14 protein-coding genes and 1 pseudogene are annotated in these 20,306 nt (G+C 34.5%); 2 read left to right on the forward strand and 13 right to left on the reverse strand.

Features of this window, described 5'->3' with window-relative positions:
* Positions 1-42: 42 nt before the first annotated feature.
* The 10 genes from IPP64_15040 to IPP64_15085 form a co-directional block, all read right to left on the reverse strand.
* A complete protein-coding gene (locus tag IPP64_15040) occupies positions 43-1,695 on the reverse strand; it encodes an inorganic phosphate transporter (GenBank protein MBL0330684.1) in 1,653 nt (550 codons plus the stop codon).
* A gap of 41 nt (positions 1,696-1,736) precedes the next feature.
* On the reverse strand, positions 1,737-2,381 hold the full coding sequence (locus IPP64_15045; GenBank protein ID MBL0330685.1) for a DUF47 domain-containing protein: 645 nt from the start codon (positions 2,379-2,381) through the stop codon (positions 1,737-1,739).
* Positions 2,382-2,535: 154 nt separating this feature from the next.
* Positions 2,536-3,834, reverse strand: coding sequence for a hypothetical protein (locus tag IPP64_15050; protein ID MBL0330686.1), 1,299 nt, complete (start codon positions 3,832-3,834; stop codon positions 2,536-2,538).
* Between the two features lie 256 nt (positions 3,835-4,090).
* On the reverse strand, positions 4,091-4,783 hold the full coding sequence (locus tag IPP64_15055) for a DUF2490 domain-containing protein (GenBank protein ID MBL0330687.1): 693 nt from the start codon (positions 4,781-4,783) through the stop codon (positions 4,091-4,093).
* A 24-nt stretch (positions 4,784-4,807) separates the two neighbouring features.
* Positions 4,808-6,679 (reverse strand): hypothetical protein, encoded by a 1,872-nt coding sequence (locus tag IPP64_15060; GenBank protein ID MBL0330688.1) that lies wholly within the window; start codon positions 6,677-6,679, stop codon positions 4,808-4,810.
* 7 nt (positions 6,680-6,686) lie between these two features.
* Positions 6,687-9,254 carry a DUF2309 domain-containing protein gene (locus IPP64_15065; GenBank protein ID MBL0330689.1) on the reverse strand — a complete coding sequence of 856 codons (2,568 nt, stop codon included), beginning with the start codon at positions 9,252-9,254 and terminating at the stop codon, positions 6,687-6,689.
* A gap of 64 nt (positions 9,255-9,318) precedes the next feature.
* Positions 9,319-9,996 (reverse strand): carbonic anhydrase, encoded by a 678-nt coding sequence (locus IPP64_15070; protein MBL0330690.1) that lies wholly within the window; start codon positions 9,994-9,996, stop codon positions 9,319-9,321.
* A 14-nt stretch (positions 9,997-10,010) separates the two neighbouring features.
* Positions 10,011-11,648 (reverse strand): SulP family inorganic anion transporter, encoded by a 1,638-nt coding sequence (locus IPP64_15075; protein MBL0330691.1) that lies wholly within the window; start codon positions 11,646-11,648, stop codon positions 10,011-10,013.
* 128 nt (positions 11,649-11,776) lie between these two features.
* A complete protein-coding gene (locus IPP64_15080) occupies positions 11,777-12,097 on the reverse strand; it encodes a hypothetical protein (protein MBL0330692.1) in 321 nt (106 codons plus the stop codon).
* Between the two features lie 88 nt (positions 12,098-12,185).
* Positions 12,186-12,818 (reverse strand): carbonic anhydrase, encoded by a 633-nt coding sequence (locus tag IPP64_15085; GenBank protein MBL0330693.1) that lies wholly within the window; start codon positions 12,816-12,818, stop codon positions 12,186-12,188.
* A gap of 160 nt (positions 12,819-12,978) precedes the next feature.
* Here IPP64_15085 and IPP64_15090 point away from each other — a divergent pair.
* Positions 12,979-13,662: pseudogene (locus IPP64_15090) on the forward strand (response regulator transcription factor).
* A 51-nt stretch (positions 13,663-13,713) separates the two neighbouring features.
* Here the strand turns inward: IPP64_15090 and IPP64_15095 are convergent.
* The 3 genes from IPP64_15095 to IPP64_15105 form a co-directional block, all read right to left on the reverse strand.
* Positions 13,714-14,217, reverse strand: a complete 504-nt coding sequence (locus tag IPP64_15095; GenBank protein ID MBL0330694.1) for a toxin-antitoxin system YwqK family antitoxin — start codon at positions 14,215-14,217, stop codon at positions 13,714-13,716.
* A gap of 203 nt (positions 14,218-14,420) precedes the next feature.
* Positions 14,421-14,744, reverse strand: coding sequence for a carboxypeptidase-like regulatory domain-containing protein (locus tag IPP64_15100; protein MBL0330695.1), 324 nt, complete (start codon positions 14,742-14,744; stop codon positions 14,421-14,423).
* A 162-nt stretch (positions 14,745-14,906) separates the two neighbouring features.
* On the reverse strand, positions 14,907-18,944 hold the full coding sequence (locus IPP64_15105) for an esterase-like activity of phytase family protein (GenBank protein MBL0330696.1): 4,038 nt from the start codon (positions 18,942-18,944) through the stop codon (positions 14,907-14,909).
* A 434-nt stretch (positions 18,945-19,378) separates the two neighbouring features.
* On the opposite strand from IPP64_15105, the gene IPP64_15110 reads away from it, so the two are divergent.
* Positions 19,379-20,305 carry a serine/threonine-protein phosphatase gene (locus IPP64_15110; GenBank protein ID MBL0330697.1) on the forward strand — a complete coding sequence of 309 codons (927 nt, stop codon included), beginning with the start codon at positions 19,379-19,381 and terminating at the stop codon, positions 20,303-20,305.
* Position 20,306: the final 1 nt, after the last annotated feature.

Below are 20,306 nucleotides of genomic sequence, written 5' to 3' on the forward strand. Positions count from 1 at the left end.
TGATAAAATATATCATCCCTTTTTTTATTCTAAGAATATCTCCTATAAAAACAAGCTGAAGATCCAATAGAAAAACGCTCCCAAAATAGCGCTAATAGGAATCGTTAGAATCCATGCCCACAGCAAACTAATTGTAACGCCCCATTTCACTGCGCCTACACCTTTTGTAGCACCAACACCAATAATTGCACCAGTGATGGTATGCGTTGTCGAAACCGGAATTCCCATTTGTTCGGTAAGAAATAAGGTAGTTGCACCAGCTGTTTCAGCACAAACACCCTCCAACGGAGTTACCTTCGTAATTTTTGTTCCCATTGTTTTTACAATTTTCCATCCACCGCTTAATGTACCAATACCAATTGCCAAATAACAAGAGATAGGCACCCAATCCGGCATTGATTTAATATCTACAATAGATCCGTTTGCAACCAAGGCGGCAGCAATAATACCCATTACTTTTTGAGCATCATTTCCACCATGACCAACACTAAATGCAGCCGAAGAAAGCAACTGTGAACGTTTGAACATTGCTGATGTACGTTTTGCTGTTGGTTCTTTAATTTTTTCGTTATAGATAAACATCAACGCAAACAACATCAATGCACCTACTAATCCCCAACGCACAATTTTATTATCTGCCTTTTCTACTTCCTTTTTCAAGTCCGCTTTAATATCAATTTTCATGGCCTTTTTGAAAGCAGCAATTTTATCAGGAGCAATCGGATGCATTGCATTCATTTCTGCTACCATTCCTTCAGCACCCAATTCAAAATATTTTTTAGTAATTGGTTTTAAACTATCTACTATTTTTTGAGTGGCAACATATTCTGCTTTATGAGTCGTGTCTAGCTTGGCTTTATTTTTTACCTGATCAATTTTGAAATACAAGTTTAATTTATCGCCTAACTTACTAATGGTAATGTCTTTCAAGTCGACATTGCTTACAATATCTTCCACCACTCGATCTGAACCATGAAACTCATAATTGGTAAGATAGGGTGCACACGCTGCTGCCTTTTCTTTTGCTTTTTCAAGTTTATGGACTTGAGTGCTATCGTGTTTGATATCAATTGCATATTGGTATTTATCCACTTTAAAGAATTTACTCATGTTTTCGTTCAGTTTGTTTTCCTGAAAACCGATGAATAAAAACCACAACACAACAGCCGAAGCAGTAAGGATACCAACCTTAAGCCAAGTTTTATGCTGAATAAAAATGAGTGTAAAAAAGATGGAAATAATCATACCTATAATCGGAGCGAGTAGAATAAACAATAATGTTTTACCAATTTTATCACTATCGATAATTTCACTAATCGGCATCATTCCTTTGCTCAAAAAAGCATACGCAATCGCGGAACCTGCAAAACCACCAATAAGTGTGTGGGATGAAGAAGATGGAATACCATACCACCAGGTTAATAAATTCCAGATGATAGCAGCGATGAGTCCACTACAAATAACCGGCAAAGAAATAAAATCTGAGTACACTGTTTTTCCAATTGTATTGGCAACTGCATGATCTTTAAAAATTAAAAAAGCAACACAGTTAAAAAATGCAGCCCACAATACTGCTTGAAATGGGGTTAATACTTTTGTGGAAACTATTGTTGCTATTGAGTTTGCAGCATCGTGAAAACCATTGATAAAATCAAAAATCAATGCTAAAGCGATAACTATTACGAGTAAAGTCATTTGTATTGTGTATTAAGAATAAAAATTAAATTAAATCAACACTATGCATTTTTAATTAAAATAGCATTGATTACATCTGCAGCATCTTCACACTTATCTGTTGCTGTTTCGAGCATCGATAAAACATCTTTCATTTTAATTACTTCTACTGCATTTTTTTCTTCTTCAAATAATTTAGCAATCGCCATATCAAAAATATCATCCGCATGATTTTCGATACTGTTTATACGTACTGTTGCTTCTTTAATTTTGGTAATATTTTTCAAGTTTCTTAATTCCGCTACAGCTACTTCTAACTCTTCCGAACCTTTTAGAATGAGTTCTGCTAATTTTACAATAGCCGGAGTCATTTCTTCTACTTTGTAAAGTTCCATTCGTTTCGAAGCTCCGTGTATATAATCCACTACATCGTCAATTGCGGAAACCAAGTTGTGAATATCTTCACGATCAAACGGAGTAATAAAATTTAAACTCAATTGATTAAATGTTTCATGCGTGATTCCATCACCAACATGTTCCAATCGTTCAATTTCACGGAATAGTTCTTTTCTTCGCTCTAAAGAAGAAGTCGTAACTAACTCCACAAGCACTTTTGATGTTGCGGTTGCGTTTTGAGAAGCTTTTTGAAAAAGAAGAAAAAATATTTTATCCTTCGGCTGAAAAAATTGAAAAATGTTTAAGTTCATTGTATTAGAATTTTATGATTTTACTTTAAAAAATTTATGCTTTTACAAATGTATGTTTGTAACCGCTCCTATGTCATTATTACCAATTACTATTAGGTTATTTCAATGTTAAGCCAATGTTAAGAATGCAAGCAATGTATTGATTTTCAATAATTTAAAACTTAAATTGCAAACGCACTGTCATTACATTATCTGAAATATCTTTCACATAACCAGAAACCAATGTTGATTCATTTTGAACAACATCGTAGTAAGTCATTAGTTTTACATTCGCATTCATATGATAAGTTATTCCAAAACCATATGTATCAAACCGAATGTCACCGACTTTTGTATTTGTTCCAGTTTTCCCAATCTCTTTTCCAGAAATATTTACGTTAGGATCATACCAATCGTACTTAGCAACAATTTGAAATTTTGATTTACCTATATTTTGAATTAAATAAAAGTAAGCACCATCAAAATTCCTATGATAAATGGATGATGTAGGTAATGCCCCTGCACTTCTGCTTGACTTGTCGGTTCCAGGCTGCTCACCCATAATATATTCTGCTCGAATCGTAGTCATACCTGCTTTCCAATCAACCGAAAATTGTGCATCAGCACCCATATAAATTCTTTTTGCTACTCTATAATAATTTGCAGTGTCTTCGGCAAAATCAAATCCCGAATCCCCATTTGCCAATATTTGTGAATTGTAATCTTTCACACTTCCAATTGTATATCCGCCATAGTAATAAGATGCTCCAATTGCATATTCAATTTTCTTATTCTTTGTTGTTTTCTTATACTGCAAACGAGCAGTAAAATCTTTATGACTATCAAATTCCTGTGAAACACCTGCAGATCCATTCACCACCGCCAGATCTACTTTAACCCCATGCAGAGCTGATGTTTTTGGAAATTCCATTGTTCCGAAAATTCCTAAATCGCGTTCTGTCGGAAACAATGTCTGATTGTATCGAGCACGTTCCGGAGTTTCTCTCTCACTTGAAGATTGTGTTAATTCAAACCCAAATTGATCCTGTAAAAGTCCTGCAGAAAGACTGAACATTTTTAACCAAGTATCAGTCACTTTCACATAGGTTTCACGCATAAACAAACCTTTTTCTGTTATATCGGTATTAATCATTAAACGAACATTTTTATAATCGTATGTAAATTTAAAGCGACCTCTTCTCATCATTATACGGCTGTAGTATTTATTTCCTTTATCATTTACAAAGTCTCCTCCTGCAACAGATGGTGCACCAGCTGAATCGATGTATTGGTATTGCGGCTGGATATATCCGCTTATTTTCAGTCGTTTCAACTTCGTGAACTCATCAGACAACGCTTTTAAATTGCGAGTAAGAGTATCCAATTGGTTTCCTGTTGCTTCTTGACTACTCATTTTTGTATTGATAATCAACAAAACTGCCAGTGTTAAAATAACATTTCTTAAATTGTTCATGTTGGTTAATTAATGGTAAATTAAATTTTATCTGCGACAAATGTATAGTCGCTAAATTCCATTAATGTTATCCATATGTTAACTTTATGTAAATATTTTACAGGAGCAAATTCCAAAAGAAAAAACAAAAAAGCTTTAAATACAATGTATTCAGCCATGAAAATAAATGAACATCATTTACAACAACACTTTAGGAACCACGAAGTCCGAAAATTCAATATCAAGAAAGGATATAAAGAAATTATTACGTAAATGTTTATTTTTCTTTACGTAAATTAGGGTTAATTGTTAACCCTAATTGGAGGTACTGTTTGGATTTTGTTCCAACTGTTTGTAAAAGATAACCAAGTTGAATATTTGTAGATGAATTTACTTGATAACCCAATGCACCATATAATCGGTTTCGATCAAAAGGTGAATTAGCAAGATTGATGAAAACTTCATTATATAATCCGACAAACAAGGTTTTGGGTTTCACTTCTTTATTGTTAATAGGAATAGTTAGTCGCACCAAATAACGAAGTCTATTTTTATAATTTGTATTTGCAGAAGTTGAAATCCATCGTTGTTCAAAGCGATAACGATGTTCAAAATAAACTCTTCCTGTATTACTTTTTAAAATGATTTGTTCCCAAATTCTATTTTCATCAACTATTTGATCCTTAAAAACATTTTCATTGTTAACATAATTGGTAATCCAACCATAACCAGCAGTGAATATAATAGATGGATTATAATGAAAATTTAGTCCGCCACGAATAAGCAACTGTTCTGTATTTGGTAGAATTTCATAACTACGGAATTGCACTTCAGAGTGAATACTCCATTTGTTATGAATGCGAGTTTGATTAAACAACATTCCCCATGAACCAATATCAGTAGTATTTACTTGAGCAATAGCTTGTGAGCACACTACCATTAAAAAAAATATTGCGATTCTTACTTTCACAAATTCAAAAATTGCTTTTTATTATTATGACGATCTATAAGCAATTGGATGATACCCTTTTTTATGCGGCCCCAAGAACAAACGTGAATAAACTCGTAAAGCTGCAATTTCTATAAATAGAAAGCTGACGGAAGAAAATAGAATTAATAAATATTCATCTTTATGAATGTGACTAAACATTAAGTCGATTCCAATAAACGAAGGAGTAAAAGGTAAACCCACAAACCCTAAGCAGGATAGCAAAAACAAAAATCCTAACCCGGGATGCTCATAGATGTGACCATAGAAATCGTTTAAACTCAAATTCTTTTCTATGCGTTTCAATTTCAACAAACAAATAAATCCCACCACGGCAGAAATTAATAATCCACTGATATAAATGAGAATCTCCACATACTCATATTTATCATTGAGAAATGCAATGGAAAGAATCACATAAAACTGACTGGCAATAATTAACATCCAAGCAATAAGGGCACTTTTTCTTACTGCAAATGCTTTAATGACAAGAAGCATTCCAATAAATCCAAATAATAAATGCAAATTATTGTCTATGTTTTTAGGAATTTCATCTTCAAATGTAAAACAGAACAATCCACCCAAATAAATCACAGTCAAAAGAGCAAACATTACTTTTGTATTGATAAAACTAAGTTTACGTCCGAACCATTTGATTGGCATCCATAAAAAGCGAAATTGTACAACGTCCATATTCCATTCTTTGAGGCTCCACAAATAAAAGCTATTACTCACTTTTCGGATAAAAGAGTTGCCTGATCCAAACTGTTTCGGCATATAACTAAAAAACTGATCATGAATTAAGTATCCTAAAACCGATGGAGAAACCAACAACTGATAAGTCCTTAAAAAAGCATTCCCGGCAAAATGTACCAAAGCCAATACATGCCAACCCATCGCTACTTCAATAAACATAATTCCGATTTGAGCAATAGAACCATAAGCAATTTGAGTTTTCACAGAGGATTGGACACGTGCAATGAGCGATGCAGTAATCGCAGTAGCCAGCCCGATAATAATTACAAGCACCTTCATACTCACCATTGTATTCCAATAAGGATAGGTTCGCAATAATAAGAACACACCCAAGTGCACAGAAAGCGATCCATAAAAAATTGCACTCGAAGTAGTAGGTCCTTCCATTGCACGAGGCAACCAAGATGAGAAAGGGATTTGTGCAGATTTAATCGATGCAGCAATTACAAACATAACAATAATAAAGATTGCAAAATAGCTGTGCTCAGCGATATGCGATGTTACGAGTTGTGCATCATTCAATTTATAAAACGTAATGTTCTCATGCCATAAATGATGACTCATCCACAACGACAGAATCAAACAAATGTCGCCAACTCTATAAAGAGAAATTGTTTTCAATCCATTTTTAACAGGCAAATATCGATCTCGATAAAAAACAATCAATAAAAAGGAAGTAATGCCTAAAAATTCCCAACCAACAAACAGTGTTTCAAAGTTGCCTGAAAATATAACTACGGTATATGCAAAATAAAAGAGCAAAAGGGTATTAAAAAATCGCTTGAACCCGCTGTCGCGATGTAAATAAAAGCGACTAAAAACAGCGACTAAGAATGTAATACTTCCGCCTACCAGTGCAAAAACGGCCGTTAGTTTGTCAAAATATAAATTAATAAATATTTCAATATTGTCTTCTTTATAAAATGTAAGGTGCTTGATATTTAAAATCGGTGCATTCTGAAACATCCAATATCCAACAAAACCTATAAGTGCAATAAAATGAATTGCCATGGTTGTGATTGCAATTCCGGAAATAACTTTTTCCTGTTTTCCCTTTACAAACAAACTTGCAACAAACCCAACAAATGGTATTAAAATAAAGAATTGAAGTAACTGTTCCATTTATGAATTAGTTATAAAAATAAATTGGTAAATTTTCTTGTGTTGCATGTGCAATATGATTTGTTTCCATCTCTTTTGCTCCTTCTAACAAGGCATGGACATCTTTAAAGAAATGAATTTTATCAGCTAATGGTTGATAAGGAACGAATGTTCCTTTTGAAAAATAATACAACTCACTTGTTTCAGGATTAACTGCGGCCAAGTGCACCCATTCATTAATAAACCATTCATACATTTCAGGTGTCGATTGTATTGTTTTCAAAACAACATCCGGAAAATGTTCAACAATAATTAATAAACGAACGGGATCATGTACTTCTATCATTTGCCACGGCAAACCGGGGCGTAAATCTCCATCACTACTGTTTGCAACACCAAAAAGTCCCATTACATTGTGAGGAAGTTTTGTACCAGCTCCCAACTTATAATTATCTACTCTTGAAAAATAATACTCCAAATTAATGCCACCACAAACCGGACCGAGTGGTTTCATAATGCCTGTTAAAAATTTGCCTTCCGGATCTGTTTTATAATCGTAGGAATTCAAGAAAGCTCTTCTGTCTAAAAACAAACCTTTTGTTAAGTCACGTTTACCGACTATACAAAGCGTATTCGTTCCATGACCAAGTTCCGGGCGAGGCTCAAACAAAGAAACGGAACGCTCTTTAATAGCTTGTCTAACTTTTTTAAGGCTATTTTTTGTATTGATAGAAGCAAATCTTCTGGAACGTTCTTTTGCATTCAAATCCAACGCATGCTCAAAAGCGATTGCATGCTCTTTATGCTTTTTTGAATTCATTTCATTCAGAATATCCAAATCATAAAATTCAATTTCATCGGCAGCTGTATCATGCAAACCACCAATAAATTGTGTTTCAGTTGGAATATCAATTCCTTGTTGTTTCAAAACTGCTCTCACTTTTTCATTATTCGCCATTGTGGCAAATACGCGGGCGTTGACAGAGCCTGGACGACCGCTACAAGCACCGCAATCATGCGCTCCATGGTGCGGATTATTTGCACTGCTACTTCCATGAGCTACAACATAAACAATTGGTGCAAATTTTTTCGTTAAAGCAATGCCATTCAACAAACTGGCAACGCGGGTAGCCATTTCGTCAACAGTGAATCCAATTTGCAAATTGTTTTCTTGATTGGATAAGGCAGTATTTTCAACTGTTAATTTGCCTTTGGGATTCATGTGTGCAAAGGCATTTGAAATAGCCGGAGCCATCTTCGGTTTAAATAAATTTTGAACTAATCGAATCGCTGCCCAAAAGCCCAAAGTAAAAGCACTGATAAACCCGGTGAATGATTGATGTGTTTTATTGGTGTAAAAAAGATCATGTTTACGTTTATCAGAAACATCGTATTCCTTAATTAAATATTTTGGAGTAACGGGTGCCGGACAAAGTTTATCATAGAATTTAGCATTGTGCGCCTGAAAATAAAACTCCACACTAAAAAAACCGGGAGTACCAAATGTTTCACAAGAATTGTCTATGTGCTCAATATGTCTTCGTAAGCTACATTCTCTTTCATCGATACAAAACATCGCCTGGAATGTTTTCTGTCCGCTCGCTTTGACATCTACATTCTTTTGCTTTGATAAGCTCAATTGTTGAACACCGGCTAACACTTCATCATAATAGCTCCATTCAAATGCATCTTGCCAAATTTTGAATACTTCGTGCAATTCGGAGTTCTGAACATCTGCGAATAAATCCAACGGCTTATCTTCTATATTTTCACATAAAGGCTTCCATGTTTTACCTAAAACATAATCCAAATTATCAATTTCAAGAAGCAATTCGAAAATAATTAAATCCGTTAGTGAAATTTTCTTTGGACTTAAAAGTGTATCCGGCTTTTCTTCAACAGCTGCTACCATTCCACTCCAGCCACGATGGCTAAATTGCTGATCAAATAGATATTGTTCGAAATAAGCCTCATCACCAACTAACATTTTCAACAAGTGCTGCATTGACAACTCTTGCTGGAACAACAATTTTTTCGCCCTGGAAGTTTTGAATAAACTGGTAAAGCTATTTTTCTCCAATTCTTTAATCGATTCTAAAAAACTTTTCCCTCCTACAGGAAAATCCCAAATTGCAATTCCTTGATCCAAGTAGCTACATAATACTCGAAACAGAAGCGGTTGAACCATTGTATCCAGATCGATTTGATGGGTTGCTTTCCAATTTGCTCTTAATCGCCCAATTCGGGGGAGAATATTTTCATCATAACTTTTTGACAATGCATTCTCTTTCCAAGCAATCAATTGCTCTTTACCTTTTCTGCTGAGGATCACACGATCTAAAATTTCCGGTCTGATTCTACCCACATCATACAGCTTTCTAAAATCATTCAATTCCATTGTCGATTGAAAACCAAAAATCTTAGATGCTTTAAATATGGCATCATAAAACTTCATGTTTTGAAACGCATGCAAGGAGTTGTGATGAATAAAATCTTTCAATGGTGTTTGGGAAGGCAAATAATGCTTCAGCTCATGTAAAACATGCGCTTCATCAAACATCCCATCTAAATGATTTTTATTGGTCGTGCTATTCATTTAAAAACATATTGGACAAAAAACAACGTAAGAATTACTACTTCTTTTTATTAAAAATCGATTTTTAATAACTCATTTGTGCGCGCACATCTGACTTTCCGCTAATTAAGGTATCCTCAAAAAACTCAACAATACCAGACTCCAAATCGTGTTTAGCACCAATAATAGCAATTTCCCCTTTTTCAATCATCTGCTCCAGAATATAACTTCTATCAACAATTGTTTTTACCGAGCGTTTTACATTTAAGGTAGCAACGTTTTCAACAAACTCTTCATTGCTTGCATTTCTTTTAGTAGTATCCAGCGTAAGTTTTTCCTGATAAACTGCCGGTTGAATTTTCGACAACAACTCTGTAAGATTTCCCATTTCAACATGATTACAAGCTCCTTTCACTGCTCCACAGCTAGTATGACCCATCACTACAATCAATTTTGAACCGGCTACTTTACAGGCAAATTCAATACTGCCAATGATATCCGTATTCACCACATTACCGGCAATACGAATGGAGAAGACATCTCCTAAGCCTTGGTCAAAAATTAATTCTGCAGACGTACGGCTATCGATACAACTTAAAATAACAGCAAAAGGCCATTGCCCCTCACGTGTATCATTTGCTTGCTGAAGAAGATTTCTATTTGCCTGCAAATTTTTAACAAATCGCTGATTCCCTTCTTTTAAAATTTCCAATGCTTTCATTGGCGTAATAGACGCCTGCGTTTCTGCTGTATGTGCTTTCATAGTTTTATATTTTTTTAATGTCCGGAAACACCTTTAAATTCCGGAACGTTTTTAAATTCTAATTTTATATTTTTTAATTCTGCTGCACTTTTAAAATTGTGTAAAATTTCAAGCACATCAATATCAATTGTATGCGATTTACTTCCATCTATCAGTACGGCAGAGTCCTCTGGCAAATCATCCAATGTAAAAGCGATGCTCCCTTTATTGATAAAAGAAACATCCTCATCAAGTTGAATAACAATTTGCTCTCCCGGTTTGTATTCCTTCTTTTTGTAGTAATACTCTGCTTTGTAATTGTTTTTCATCAAACGGCTAAGTGCTGCCATCATACTTTCTGAGCCTTGCGATTTTTTAATTCGTTTATAAACATTCACAAGAATAAAAATGATAGCAATCACCATCCCGATTGCAATGCCTTTAAGCAAATCGGAAAATTGAATTGCAACAACTGTGATTACAAATGGTAAAAATTGTTCCCAACCCAATTTAAACATGGATCGAAACAAAGAGATTTTAGCGAGTTTATAACCCACTGTCAAAAGCAAAGCAGCTAAACAAGCTAATGGAATTTTGTTAAGAACTGTTGCCAAACCGATTACACTCAGCAAAAGAAGTAAACCATGAATGATTGCGGACAACTTTGTTTTTGCACCGGAATTTACATTTGCGGAGCTACGCACAATTACAGCGGTTAAGGGAAGTCCACCAATCATCCCTGAAACCAAATTTCCTAAGCCTTGTGCTTTTAGTTCCCGATTTGTGGGGGTATTGCGTTTATATGGATCCAATTTGTCTGCTGCTTCAACACTTAACAATGATTCTAAACTGGCAATAATAGCAATCGTTATTGCTACCACATATACGTGATAGTTTCCAAATGCACTAAAATTAGGTAACGTAAATTGACCAATAAATTCAGAGGCAGAATTGGCGACTGGCAGTTGTACTAGTTTTTCGCCTGATAAATACAAACTTGGATTGTTTGTTTTAAACCATTCATTTATTAAAATTCCAAGCACAACAACCAATAATGCACCGGGAACAATTTTAAAAAATGCATACTTTTTCAAAAATGGTCGTTCCCACATGATTAAAATAAAAAGCGAGATTGCTGCAATGATAACTGCACCAGGATGAATATAATTAAAGGCATAAAAAATTTCAGAAAATGTGTTATGACCATCCGTCTGAAAAAAATCAAAATCTCCTTCATTATCTATATCATATCCAACGGCATGCGGAATTTGTTTTAAGATCAAAATAATACCAATGGCTGCCAACATCCCCTTAATTACAGAGGAAGGAAAATAATATCCAATTACACCGGCTTTTAAAAAGCCCAATGCAATTTGAATCACACCCGCCATTACTACTGCGAGCATAAAAACATCGTAACTACCTAACTGCGTGATTGCATTTAAAACAATTACGGTTAATCCGGCAGCTGGACCACTAACACTTAAAGGAGAACCACTGGCAAAAGCCACAACTGTTCCACCCACAATTCCAGCAATAATTCCAGAAAACAAGGGAGCGCCCGAAGCCAATGCTATCCCTAAACATAGAGGAAGTGCAACTAAAAAAACAACCAATCCGGCCGGTAAATCATTTTTTACATACTTAAAAGTTAAGCCTTTCGTGTTGTGCATAGAAATAAATGTATTTAATGAATAAATATTAAAACAGAAACACCATAGAACACTTAAGTGGCCTAAAATGGTGTAACAAACAAAAATTGTAATCGAATTAAAATTTCACAGACGCGTGAAATCAGGAATTAAATAAAAAACACATCGGGAGGTGTGTAGATGGTTCCGCTAAAATTTGCTGAAATGAATTTTAATTTTGTTTCGTGAGCGAAATCGAAATCACCTAATACTACAAATGAACTTTCATTGTTAAAATGTAAATAATCCAAGTTTTTTTTCTCAAAATCAGTATCGGATGACTCTTCAGACTCATGTCGCTCTTCTTCACTAAGGAAATTGGGCGACAGAACAATGGTGTGTCCGGAAGCATACATTAAGAAGCAAACTGCCTGAAAATTCACAGTAATGAACATCAGTGCTACAAATGTATATGTAATTATTTTTTTCAAATTTTATCCGGTAAGGCGACAAATATGCGTAAAAAAAATGGTTTGCTACGATTCGTGCTGTTTATTTCCAGCGATTTTTAACAAAATTTTACAAATCAAATCTAAAAATGGGGTCTAAATCAGTTGTTTCATCCACCATGACATTTAAATCCTTAATCAAACCATCTTCAAATCCATAAACACATCCATGAACCTGTAACTCCCTTCTCTGCCAAGCTTGTTGAACAATTTTGGTCTTTCCCAAATTATGCACTTGCTCTATAACATTTAGCTCAACCAACCTATTTTCTCTCTCTTTAACATCTGAAATGGCATTTAGTTCAGTTTTATGCTTAGCATACACCTCTTTTATGTTTCTAAGCCAATTATTAACAAAGCCATTGTCATTGTTATTCATAGAAGCTATCACACCGCCACAGCCATAATGACCACATACAATAATATGCTTAACATGTAAAACCTCCACCGCATAATAAAGCACACTCAACAAATTCATATCGGTATGAACCACAACGTTGGCAATGTTCCGATGAACAAATATTTCACCCGATTTAGTACCGGTAATTTCATTAGCCGGCACACGACTATCAGAGCAACCTATCCATAAATATTCAGGCGTTTGCCCTAAGGAAAGACCTTTAAAATAATCAGGATTACTTTTTAATTTTTCTGCAGCCCAACTCCTATTTCCATGCAATAATCGTTCATAGCTTTTTGAAATCTCTAATTTTTCCATGTGTCGTTTTATATTAACACTCAGCACAATTTACAGCCAAGTTTTACAAATTTAACAAAATTATACGGTATGATTTCCTAAAGTAAACTTAATCTTAACTTAATGTAAAACAAGGACAAGCTGGGTACTTTAGCGCTATTATAAAATGATGAACAGAAATTTTAAAATATAGCTAATTGATGCGGATTCGGAGATCATTGCAACTGTCACTGCTGCTTTGCAATCGGAAGGGTTTACTGTCATCAGTTCAACAAATTCACGTGAAGCCATTCAATTAGCTGTTGATGAGTTGCCACAACTTGTATTAGTGGATGTGCTTATGCCCGAGTTAGATGGAATTTATATTTGCATCGAATTAAGAAATAAGCCCGAATTAGAAAACACCTTAATTGTTTTTCACACCGAACGCAACGAAGATTATTCACAAATAGCAGCATTTAATGCTGGGGCAGATGACTACATCATTAAACCTGTTAAACCTAGAGTTTTGGTTAGTCGATTGAAAGCTTTGTTAAAAAGACACTCGAGTCATCACACAGAAATTGATACAAGTAAACTTACCGGATTAACCATTGACCGTGAACGATATCTTATCTTTTTGGAAGGAGCAGAAATTATTTTACCAAGAAAAGAGTTTGAACTACTTTCGTTATTATCGACTTCACCTCGAAAAGTATTTACAAGAAAAGAGATCTCACAATTGATTTGGGGCTATGAGATTTATGCAAAAAATAGAACAATTGATGTACACATAAGAAAGTTGAGAGAAAAATTAGGAGATAAATACATCAAAACGATTAAAGGAATTGGCTATAGTCTAGAAATATAAAACAAAAAAGCCTCTGCAAATTGCAGAGGCTTTTTTCATTAAAACGATTCTTTATAATGCGCTGTATGTTTTTTCGTTTGATAAAGTTCCATTCTCATCCCACATCATCCACTTACCTGTTTTCTCTCCATTCGCATAATTCATCTCGTAGCGTTTTGTCCCTTTGGCATCCCACACCAACCACAATCCATCTTTTTTGCCATTTAAATAAAATGCTTGTGCAATTTTATTTCCCATTTCATCCCAACGTAACCACTCTCCATTTTTTTCATTACTCACAAATGCTCCTTTTTCCATCACATTTCCGTTCTCATAATAATAAGTAACAATTCCATTCGCTTTACCATTCGAAACATCAAATGAAGATTTTTTATTTCCGGATTCGAAATAGGCAGTATATGAACCCGAATACAAATCTCCTTTGCTCGTATAATAGATTCCATCTTTTAAAACAACCGTTTTAACCGATTCGCTATTAACAATACTTAAATCTTGAGCCGATACTCCACCTAATACACTGATAAGGATGATGAATAATGCGATTACTTTTTTCATAACGATAAATTTTAGTTGTTACTACTAATTTCTACGCAAAGTAAAGCAGAATAGTTTTAAGATTATGCTTACTATCCAATAAATATTTTTTAATGTTAAGTTAATGTAAACTTAACGTACGAGGTGGGTAAATTTTGGCATTTTTTGGAAACAAAAAAGCCCTGAAATCAACATTCAGGGCTTTTTATATAAGAAAATGAATTTTATTTTGATTCCAACTCCACAACAAGGGTATTATAAGAAAAAGGCTCAATGTTAAGTTTGGTGTCGTTATAAGAAACAAAAGAAACAACGACCTCTGTTTTAGCAACATTCATATTTACTGAAAAATTTCCATTCAAATCAGAATAAACAATGGTTCCGTCAATTTTAATTTCAGCTCCAGCAATCTCTTCTCCACTTATCTTATCAATTACCTTCCCTGAAACAAGCTTAGTGTTAGTTGCGTTTTTATTGTCGATGCCATTTCCGGCAACCACAAGATTTGTTATTAAACTAACTACCAATATTAAAATGCCTTTTTTCATTGCTTATTAATTACGGTACAAAAATACGCCAGAACTGTTGCATAAGCAGTGAAGGGAAATTTAAGATTGTATGAAGAATGTGTTATGAATGTAAACTTTAAGTTATGAAAAAAGCCGAGGTTCAACGCTCGGCTTTTTAAACAACGCAGATTCAACAACTCCTTAATTCTCAATAATCTTAATTACAGATAACTGATTATTGATTGCAATTCGAACAAAATATACTCCTGAGGTATAACCCAACGTTTTAGCACCAAAATTAAAGTTGTGACTTCCCGGAGTCAATTCATTATTTACAATTGTTTGTATTTTTTCTCCTAATACATTATATACTTCAGCTACTACATTTGAGTTTTCAACGATGTTGATTTGTATTGTAGTAAATTCAGAATAAGGATTTGGAAATACATTTACATCGTTTAAAATTTGTATTGATGCAATATCAGTTGTAGTAACAACCCAAGGAGCTGATGCTTCTTCACAACCTGCAGAATTTGTTGTAACAACTGTATATGTTCCATTAGCAGTTATGGTATATGTTTGTGACGTTGCTCCAACTATTGGAGTTCCGTTCAAATACCATTGATAGGTGGAAGCAAATGTAGATGTCAACACGGATCCACTTTGAGAAATCAATGGAACAGCTGGTAAAGAAAACAAAGTAATATATGTATTTGGAGAAGTTGCAGAACAATTTCCATCATTTACATTCACACTATAATTTCCTTGATTGCTTGCATAATACGCACCTGCAGTTGCTCCTAAAATTGGATTTCCATTATAGTACCACTGAAAAACTAAACCAGCACTTGCTGTTAATAACAATGAATCACCCGCACAAAAACTTATTGGACCCGCTGCAGAAATTGTAGCAACCGGTAAAGGATTAACCACTACGTTTGTTGAAGCAGAAACATTAGTACAACCATAAATGTCAGTAACAGTTACTGCGTAGCTACCAGATGCATTAACAGTAATTGAAGGAGTTGTTGCACCAGTCGACCATAAATAAGATGTTGCACCGGATGTAGCACTTAAACTAACAGTTCCACCAATACAAAATGTAGTAGCACCACCCGAAGTTACTGCAGCAATTGGTAAAATACAAACGCCTGTCCCTTGTAAAGCATAGTCATACAAATTTTCATCAAAATCATTACTTGCAATTCTGATGTTAGCAGAACGAAGACCTGCTGCCATTGGCGCAAACTGAACAGTGATTGTTTGCGATGCACTAGAAGCAATTGTCAATGGAAATGTTGGAGCACTTACTAAAGTAAACTCGCTAGCATTTACCCCTGAAAAACTAATTCCACTTAATGATAAACTACCTGGACCAGCATTTTGAATTACAAATGTTTTGGTTAGTGAACTTCCTGTGTTTACATTTCCAAAATCTGTATTATCCGCTAACAATGGTGAGGAATCACCATCTAAAATATTCACACTATTTCCTTGAACAAAAATTTCAGGATTAGATGTATATGTATCGGGGTTGTAAAATGCTAATAATTGTCCGCCTTCTACTACTTCACCAGAGATACTATAATGTGCTTGATCTGTAGCTAAAAACATCCCCGCACCCAATATTCCTTGAACATCAATGATACCGGAAGATTCCTCATCTTGTGTCAAGAAATTTGCACCACCGGTTAAAAATCTTGTTGCATCCTGACTTCCAATTTGGGTTAAAACATCTGTCGCAATAGTATATTGCCAAATTTTTGCAAAATGTGATTGATTTCCCGGATCTTCTTGCATCAAAACATGTCCAAAATTATCGATTGTAAGATTGTCTAACATTTTTTGTCCTTCTGTTCCATCTAGAACAGCTGTAATTGTTCCGCCTAATTCAGGGTTAGCAATATTTGTAAAATGCAGTTTCCATAAACGACTTGGATTTGTAAACGAGTTCGTTGTTACAAAATAAAAATCATTTGGATTCGATGGATCCCATGCAGCATCTTCCGGACGAAGAAAATTTGTGACACCTGCAGAATTACTTGCAGTATTAATAGCCGCACCAGTCATATTGTTTACAACCCCTAAATCAACCATTGTAAATGTTGTTCCTGAAGAAGGAACGCTTCCACTTACTTCTGCGGTCAATCCAGTTACTGCAACACCAAATAATTTTCCATTGGTCAATCCAGCTTTATCAATTTCAGTTCCTGTATTTGTTTTGGTTCCGATATAAAAATATACTTGACCTGGAGTTGTATCATCCGTTCCTGCAACAATTGTTTTGTTACTTTCAACTGGACAAGCTACTGCATTTTCAACACTATATTTTCCCAAATATGGCAACTCATAGGATGTTCCACCATTAGGACCAGTTACGATATGTCCAAACATTCTCCCCTCAGAACCGGCTTCTTCGCCATTCATAAAAATACGTTCTTGAGTTCCTAAGCCTGTTGCACTATTATAAAAAGCACTTGATAACGGTAAATCAGCGGAACATAAACGATTAAATGCAGCTAATGGTGAAGGATTACTAGAATTATACAAAGTATAACCAGATCCATTCCATAAATAAACGTTTTGAACTAAATCACTTCCACTAGCAACTGTTAAATCAGACTTATTAATAATCCATTTTGAAACAAAAGCACCAATTGAACCATGTGCACGAGTAGCACCAAGTGTGTTACCCATTTCATGATTCATTAAAACTGTAAATGTACCATTCCCATTATCGAAAGCGCCCAATCCATCCGGCAAACCACACATTTTATATCCACCTATAACATCTTTTGCTGATAGTATTGATGTGAATTTTGCTCCTACTACACTCGGAATTAAGTAAGGCGACTGAGAAGTACTTTGTGCCGTTTGACCTTGAATTAAAGTTGTTTCTACTGCTTGAAAACCTGAAATTTTATTGCTTCCTGATAAACCATATTTAATTAAATGGCCAACAGATGATGTTGGTAAAACAATTCCATCTGATAAAGGACATGTAGATGCAAAATCATTATCATTGCATATTGCTATTGTGCTATCATTTAATATAGCCAACCCTTCTGCTTTATCTAAAGCACTTGGCCAGCCGTTAGCAAGTAAATCCATAAAAAGTGTTTTTGTTGCAGGAACAATTCCATTCGCAGATAGTCCAGCTGCATTCACCAATGCTTCCAATGTTACTCCACCATATAATCCTGAAGTAACAGGAGTTGCACCACTTAAATTAATGCGGTATATTTTTTTAATATCTGTTGTTCCTCTTGCAGCAGCTTCTATTACTAAAAACTCAGAGTTGTTAATTGCGAACATATCACCAATTTTCCAATCTTTATAACGAATTTGATTAGGACCACTTGCACCAATAATTCCTTCATTTGTGTAAACAAACATTTGAGTAGAATTATCCACTGGGTTAATTTCTAGAATTCGATGAATTCTTGTTCCTTCTCCTATGGATGTATTTGGGTACAAAGCAGGACTTTGAAGAATTGCATAAATTTTTCCGTTAGGGGTAATTGCTATTCCTTCAAAACCGCGATTATTTTTACGATACTTAAAAACAGAATCGATAATAATATCCTCTGGTTGCGCTCCAGGCAAACTTGCATAGGGAGTTAATCGATTAACAACAATTCCATTTGCATTTAATTTCCAAATCGTTGGACCACCTTCCTCACAAATCCAAAAATTTCCACTTTGGTCAACAACAATTCCCTCTGAGTCAATTCCCCAAACATCTTTTGCAGCTGTTTTCAAATTAAAATCTGCGCAATTTGAAACGGTATCTGTAGAACAAACTTCTGCAGCTGTACTACCAAATCCAGAAGGGTTTAAGAGCCCAGTTGCTCCTGTTCCAGCAGGGCGCTTCATTGTTATTGACTGCAAAATTTGCAACGAATCTCCATTGATTCTTATTCTATGAATTTTGGGTGCATAATTAGCAAATGCATACATCTTATCATAAGTAGGATGACAACCTGTCGGATTTGCATTTGCGCAATCAACATTTACACCTCTATCAGAAACTGTCCAAAATTCTTTTCCATTTGTATTGGCTATTGGAAACAATCCAGAAAAACCACTTTCACGAAAGTTAACGTTTTGAAATGTTCCAATTGCTGCAGAATTAAAATTTGTATAATCCTGTTGCAAAACTATTTGCGCTTTACTTTCAAACTGCGAAAATAGCAGCAAAGTAAGGCCTGTGAGTGCAATTTTAAATTCTTTTTTCATTTTTGTTTTGATATTTATCAGTTAGATTTTCTGATGCAAAAATGAAATACCTATTTTAAGTGAATAAGAGGAGAATATTATTGTATACTTATAAATAAGACTCACTATGTAAAATCTAAGTAAAAAAGAAGCATTAAAAATGTTTCCGATGTTAAAACAATCATTCAACATCATTACCATTACTAGAAATTATATTACAATTATATTCCCGCTAAGTAAATAAAAACTTTTCCGAATATCATTAAATATAAATTAAACGACCATTATGTTTATTTCTATTATCTCAAAAGGATATTAAAAAGCAATACTGGTCGATAATTTATACCGGTTAATAATTGAAATGATATAACTACTCTATATTAACAATTTATTGATATCCAAAAAAGCTTTTATATAAAGGAGTTCCCTAACATTGTCGCCTAACAAGCAAGACTATGGCGGAAGTAACATTATCGAAAAATAATTTTCAGAAATACAACGATTTCTGGAAAACAATTACAAACAAACTATTTCAAACAGATTCCATAAAAGCAGCGTATGAAAATGAAACCAAAATTGCGCTGAAGGAAAAAACGAAAATTATAAAAAATGAAGAATTAAACAACAGTATTATTTATGCAAAAAGGATTCAAGAAGGAATGATGTTGAAGGAAAAACACTTATTCCGATTATTTCCAGAATCTTTCATATTATTCAAACCCAAAGACATTGTTAGTGGTGATTTTTATTGGTTTACTAAAATTGAAAATAAAACCATCTTAGCAGTTGCAGACTGCACAGGACATGGAATACCCGGTGCTTTCATGTCAGTATTGGGCATCAGTCTATTGAATCAAATTGTTATTGAAGAAAAAAACACAGATGTTTCCCATATTCTTCAAAGATTAGATCATAAATTAAAAAAGGCATTTGACTATTCCAATGATTTTATTGATGAAGATAAACGACCATTTGATGGCATGGACATATCACTTTGCAGCATCGATTACGAAACAAATTTCTTAACCTATTCTGGTGCATTACGACCACTGTATCATGTTTCACAAAACGACTTTACAAGTATTGATGGCTCTCACTATCCAATTGGTGGAATGAACTTAGAGTCAATTAGAAGATATGAAAGCCAAAGTATTAATTTCCAAAAAGGGGATCGCTTGTATTTGTGCAGCGATGGATATGCAGATCAATTCGGTGGGCCAAACGATAAAAAGTTCATGACTAAAAAATTTAAGTCCACCTTACATAAAACGTCAAAACTATCCATGCAAACACAACAATTGGAACTTGAGCGCTTGTTTCATGAATGGAAAAACAATACAGAACAGACAGATGATGTTTTAGTGGTTGGAGTTGAGCTGTAAA

The sequence above is a fragment of the Bacteroidota bacterium genome (assembly GCA_016722565.1).
Lineage (GTDB): Bacteria > Bacteroidota > Bacteroidia > 2-12-FULL-35-15 > 2-12-FULL-35-15 > 2-12-FULL-35-15.

Coding starts and splice junctions, on each gene's coding strand:
- IPP64_15095 (MBL0330694.1), bottom strand. CDS start 14,217: ATGAAAAAAGTAATCGCATTATTCATCATCCTTATCAGTGTATTAGGT.
- IPP64_15105 (MBL0330696.1), bottom strand. CDS start 18,944: ATGAAAAAAGAATTTAAAATTGCACTCACAGGCCTTACTTTGCTGCTA.
- IPP64_15045 (MBL0330685.1), bottom strand. CDS start 2,381: ATGAACTTAAACATTTTTCAATTTTTTCAGCCGAAGGATAAAATATTT.
- IPP64_15110 (MBL0330697.1), top strand. CDS start 19,379: ATGGCGGAAGTAACATTATCGAAAAATAATTTTCAGAAATACAACGAT.
- IPP64_15100 (MBL0330695.1), bottom strand. CDS start 14,744: ATGAAAAAAGGCATTTTAATATTGGTAGTTAGTTTAATAACAAATCTT.
- IPP64_15040 (MBL0330684.1), bottom strand. CDS start 1,695: ATGACTTTACTCGTAATAGTTATCGCTTTAGCATTGATTTTTGATTTT.
- IPP64_15065 (MBL0330689.1), bottom strand. CDS start 9,254: ATGAATAGCACGACCAATAAAAATCATTTAGATGGGATGTTTGATGAA.
- IPP64_15060 (MBL0330688.1), bottom strand. CDS start 6,679: ATGGAACAGTTACTTCAATTCTTTATTTTAATACCATTTGTTGGGTTT.
- IPP64_15075 (MBL0330691.1), bottom strand. CDS start 11,648: ATGCACAACACGAAAGGCTTAACTTTTAAGTATGTAAAAAATGATTTA.
- IPP64_15050 (MBL0330686.1), bottom strand. CDS start 3,834: ATGAACAATTTAAGAAATGTTATTTTAACACTGGCAGTTTTGTTGATT.
- IPP64_15070 (MBL0330690.1), bottom strand. CDS start 9,996: ATGAAAGCACATACAGCAGAAACGCAGGCGTCTATTACGCCAATGAAA.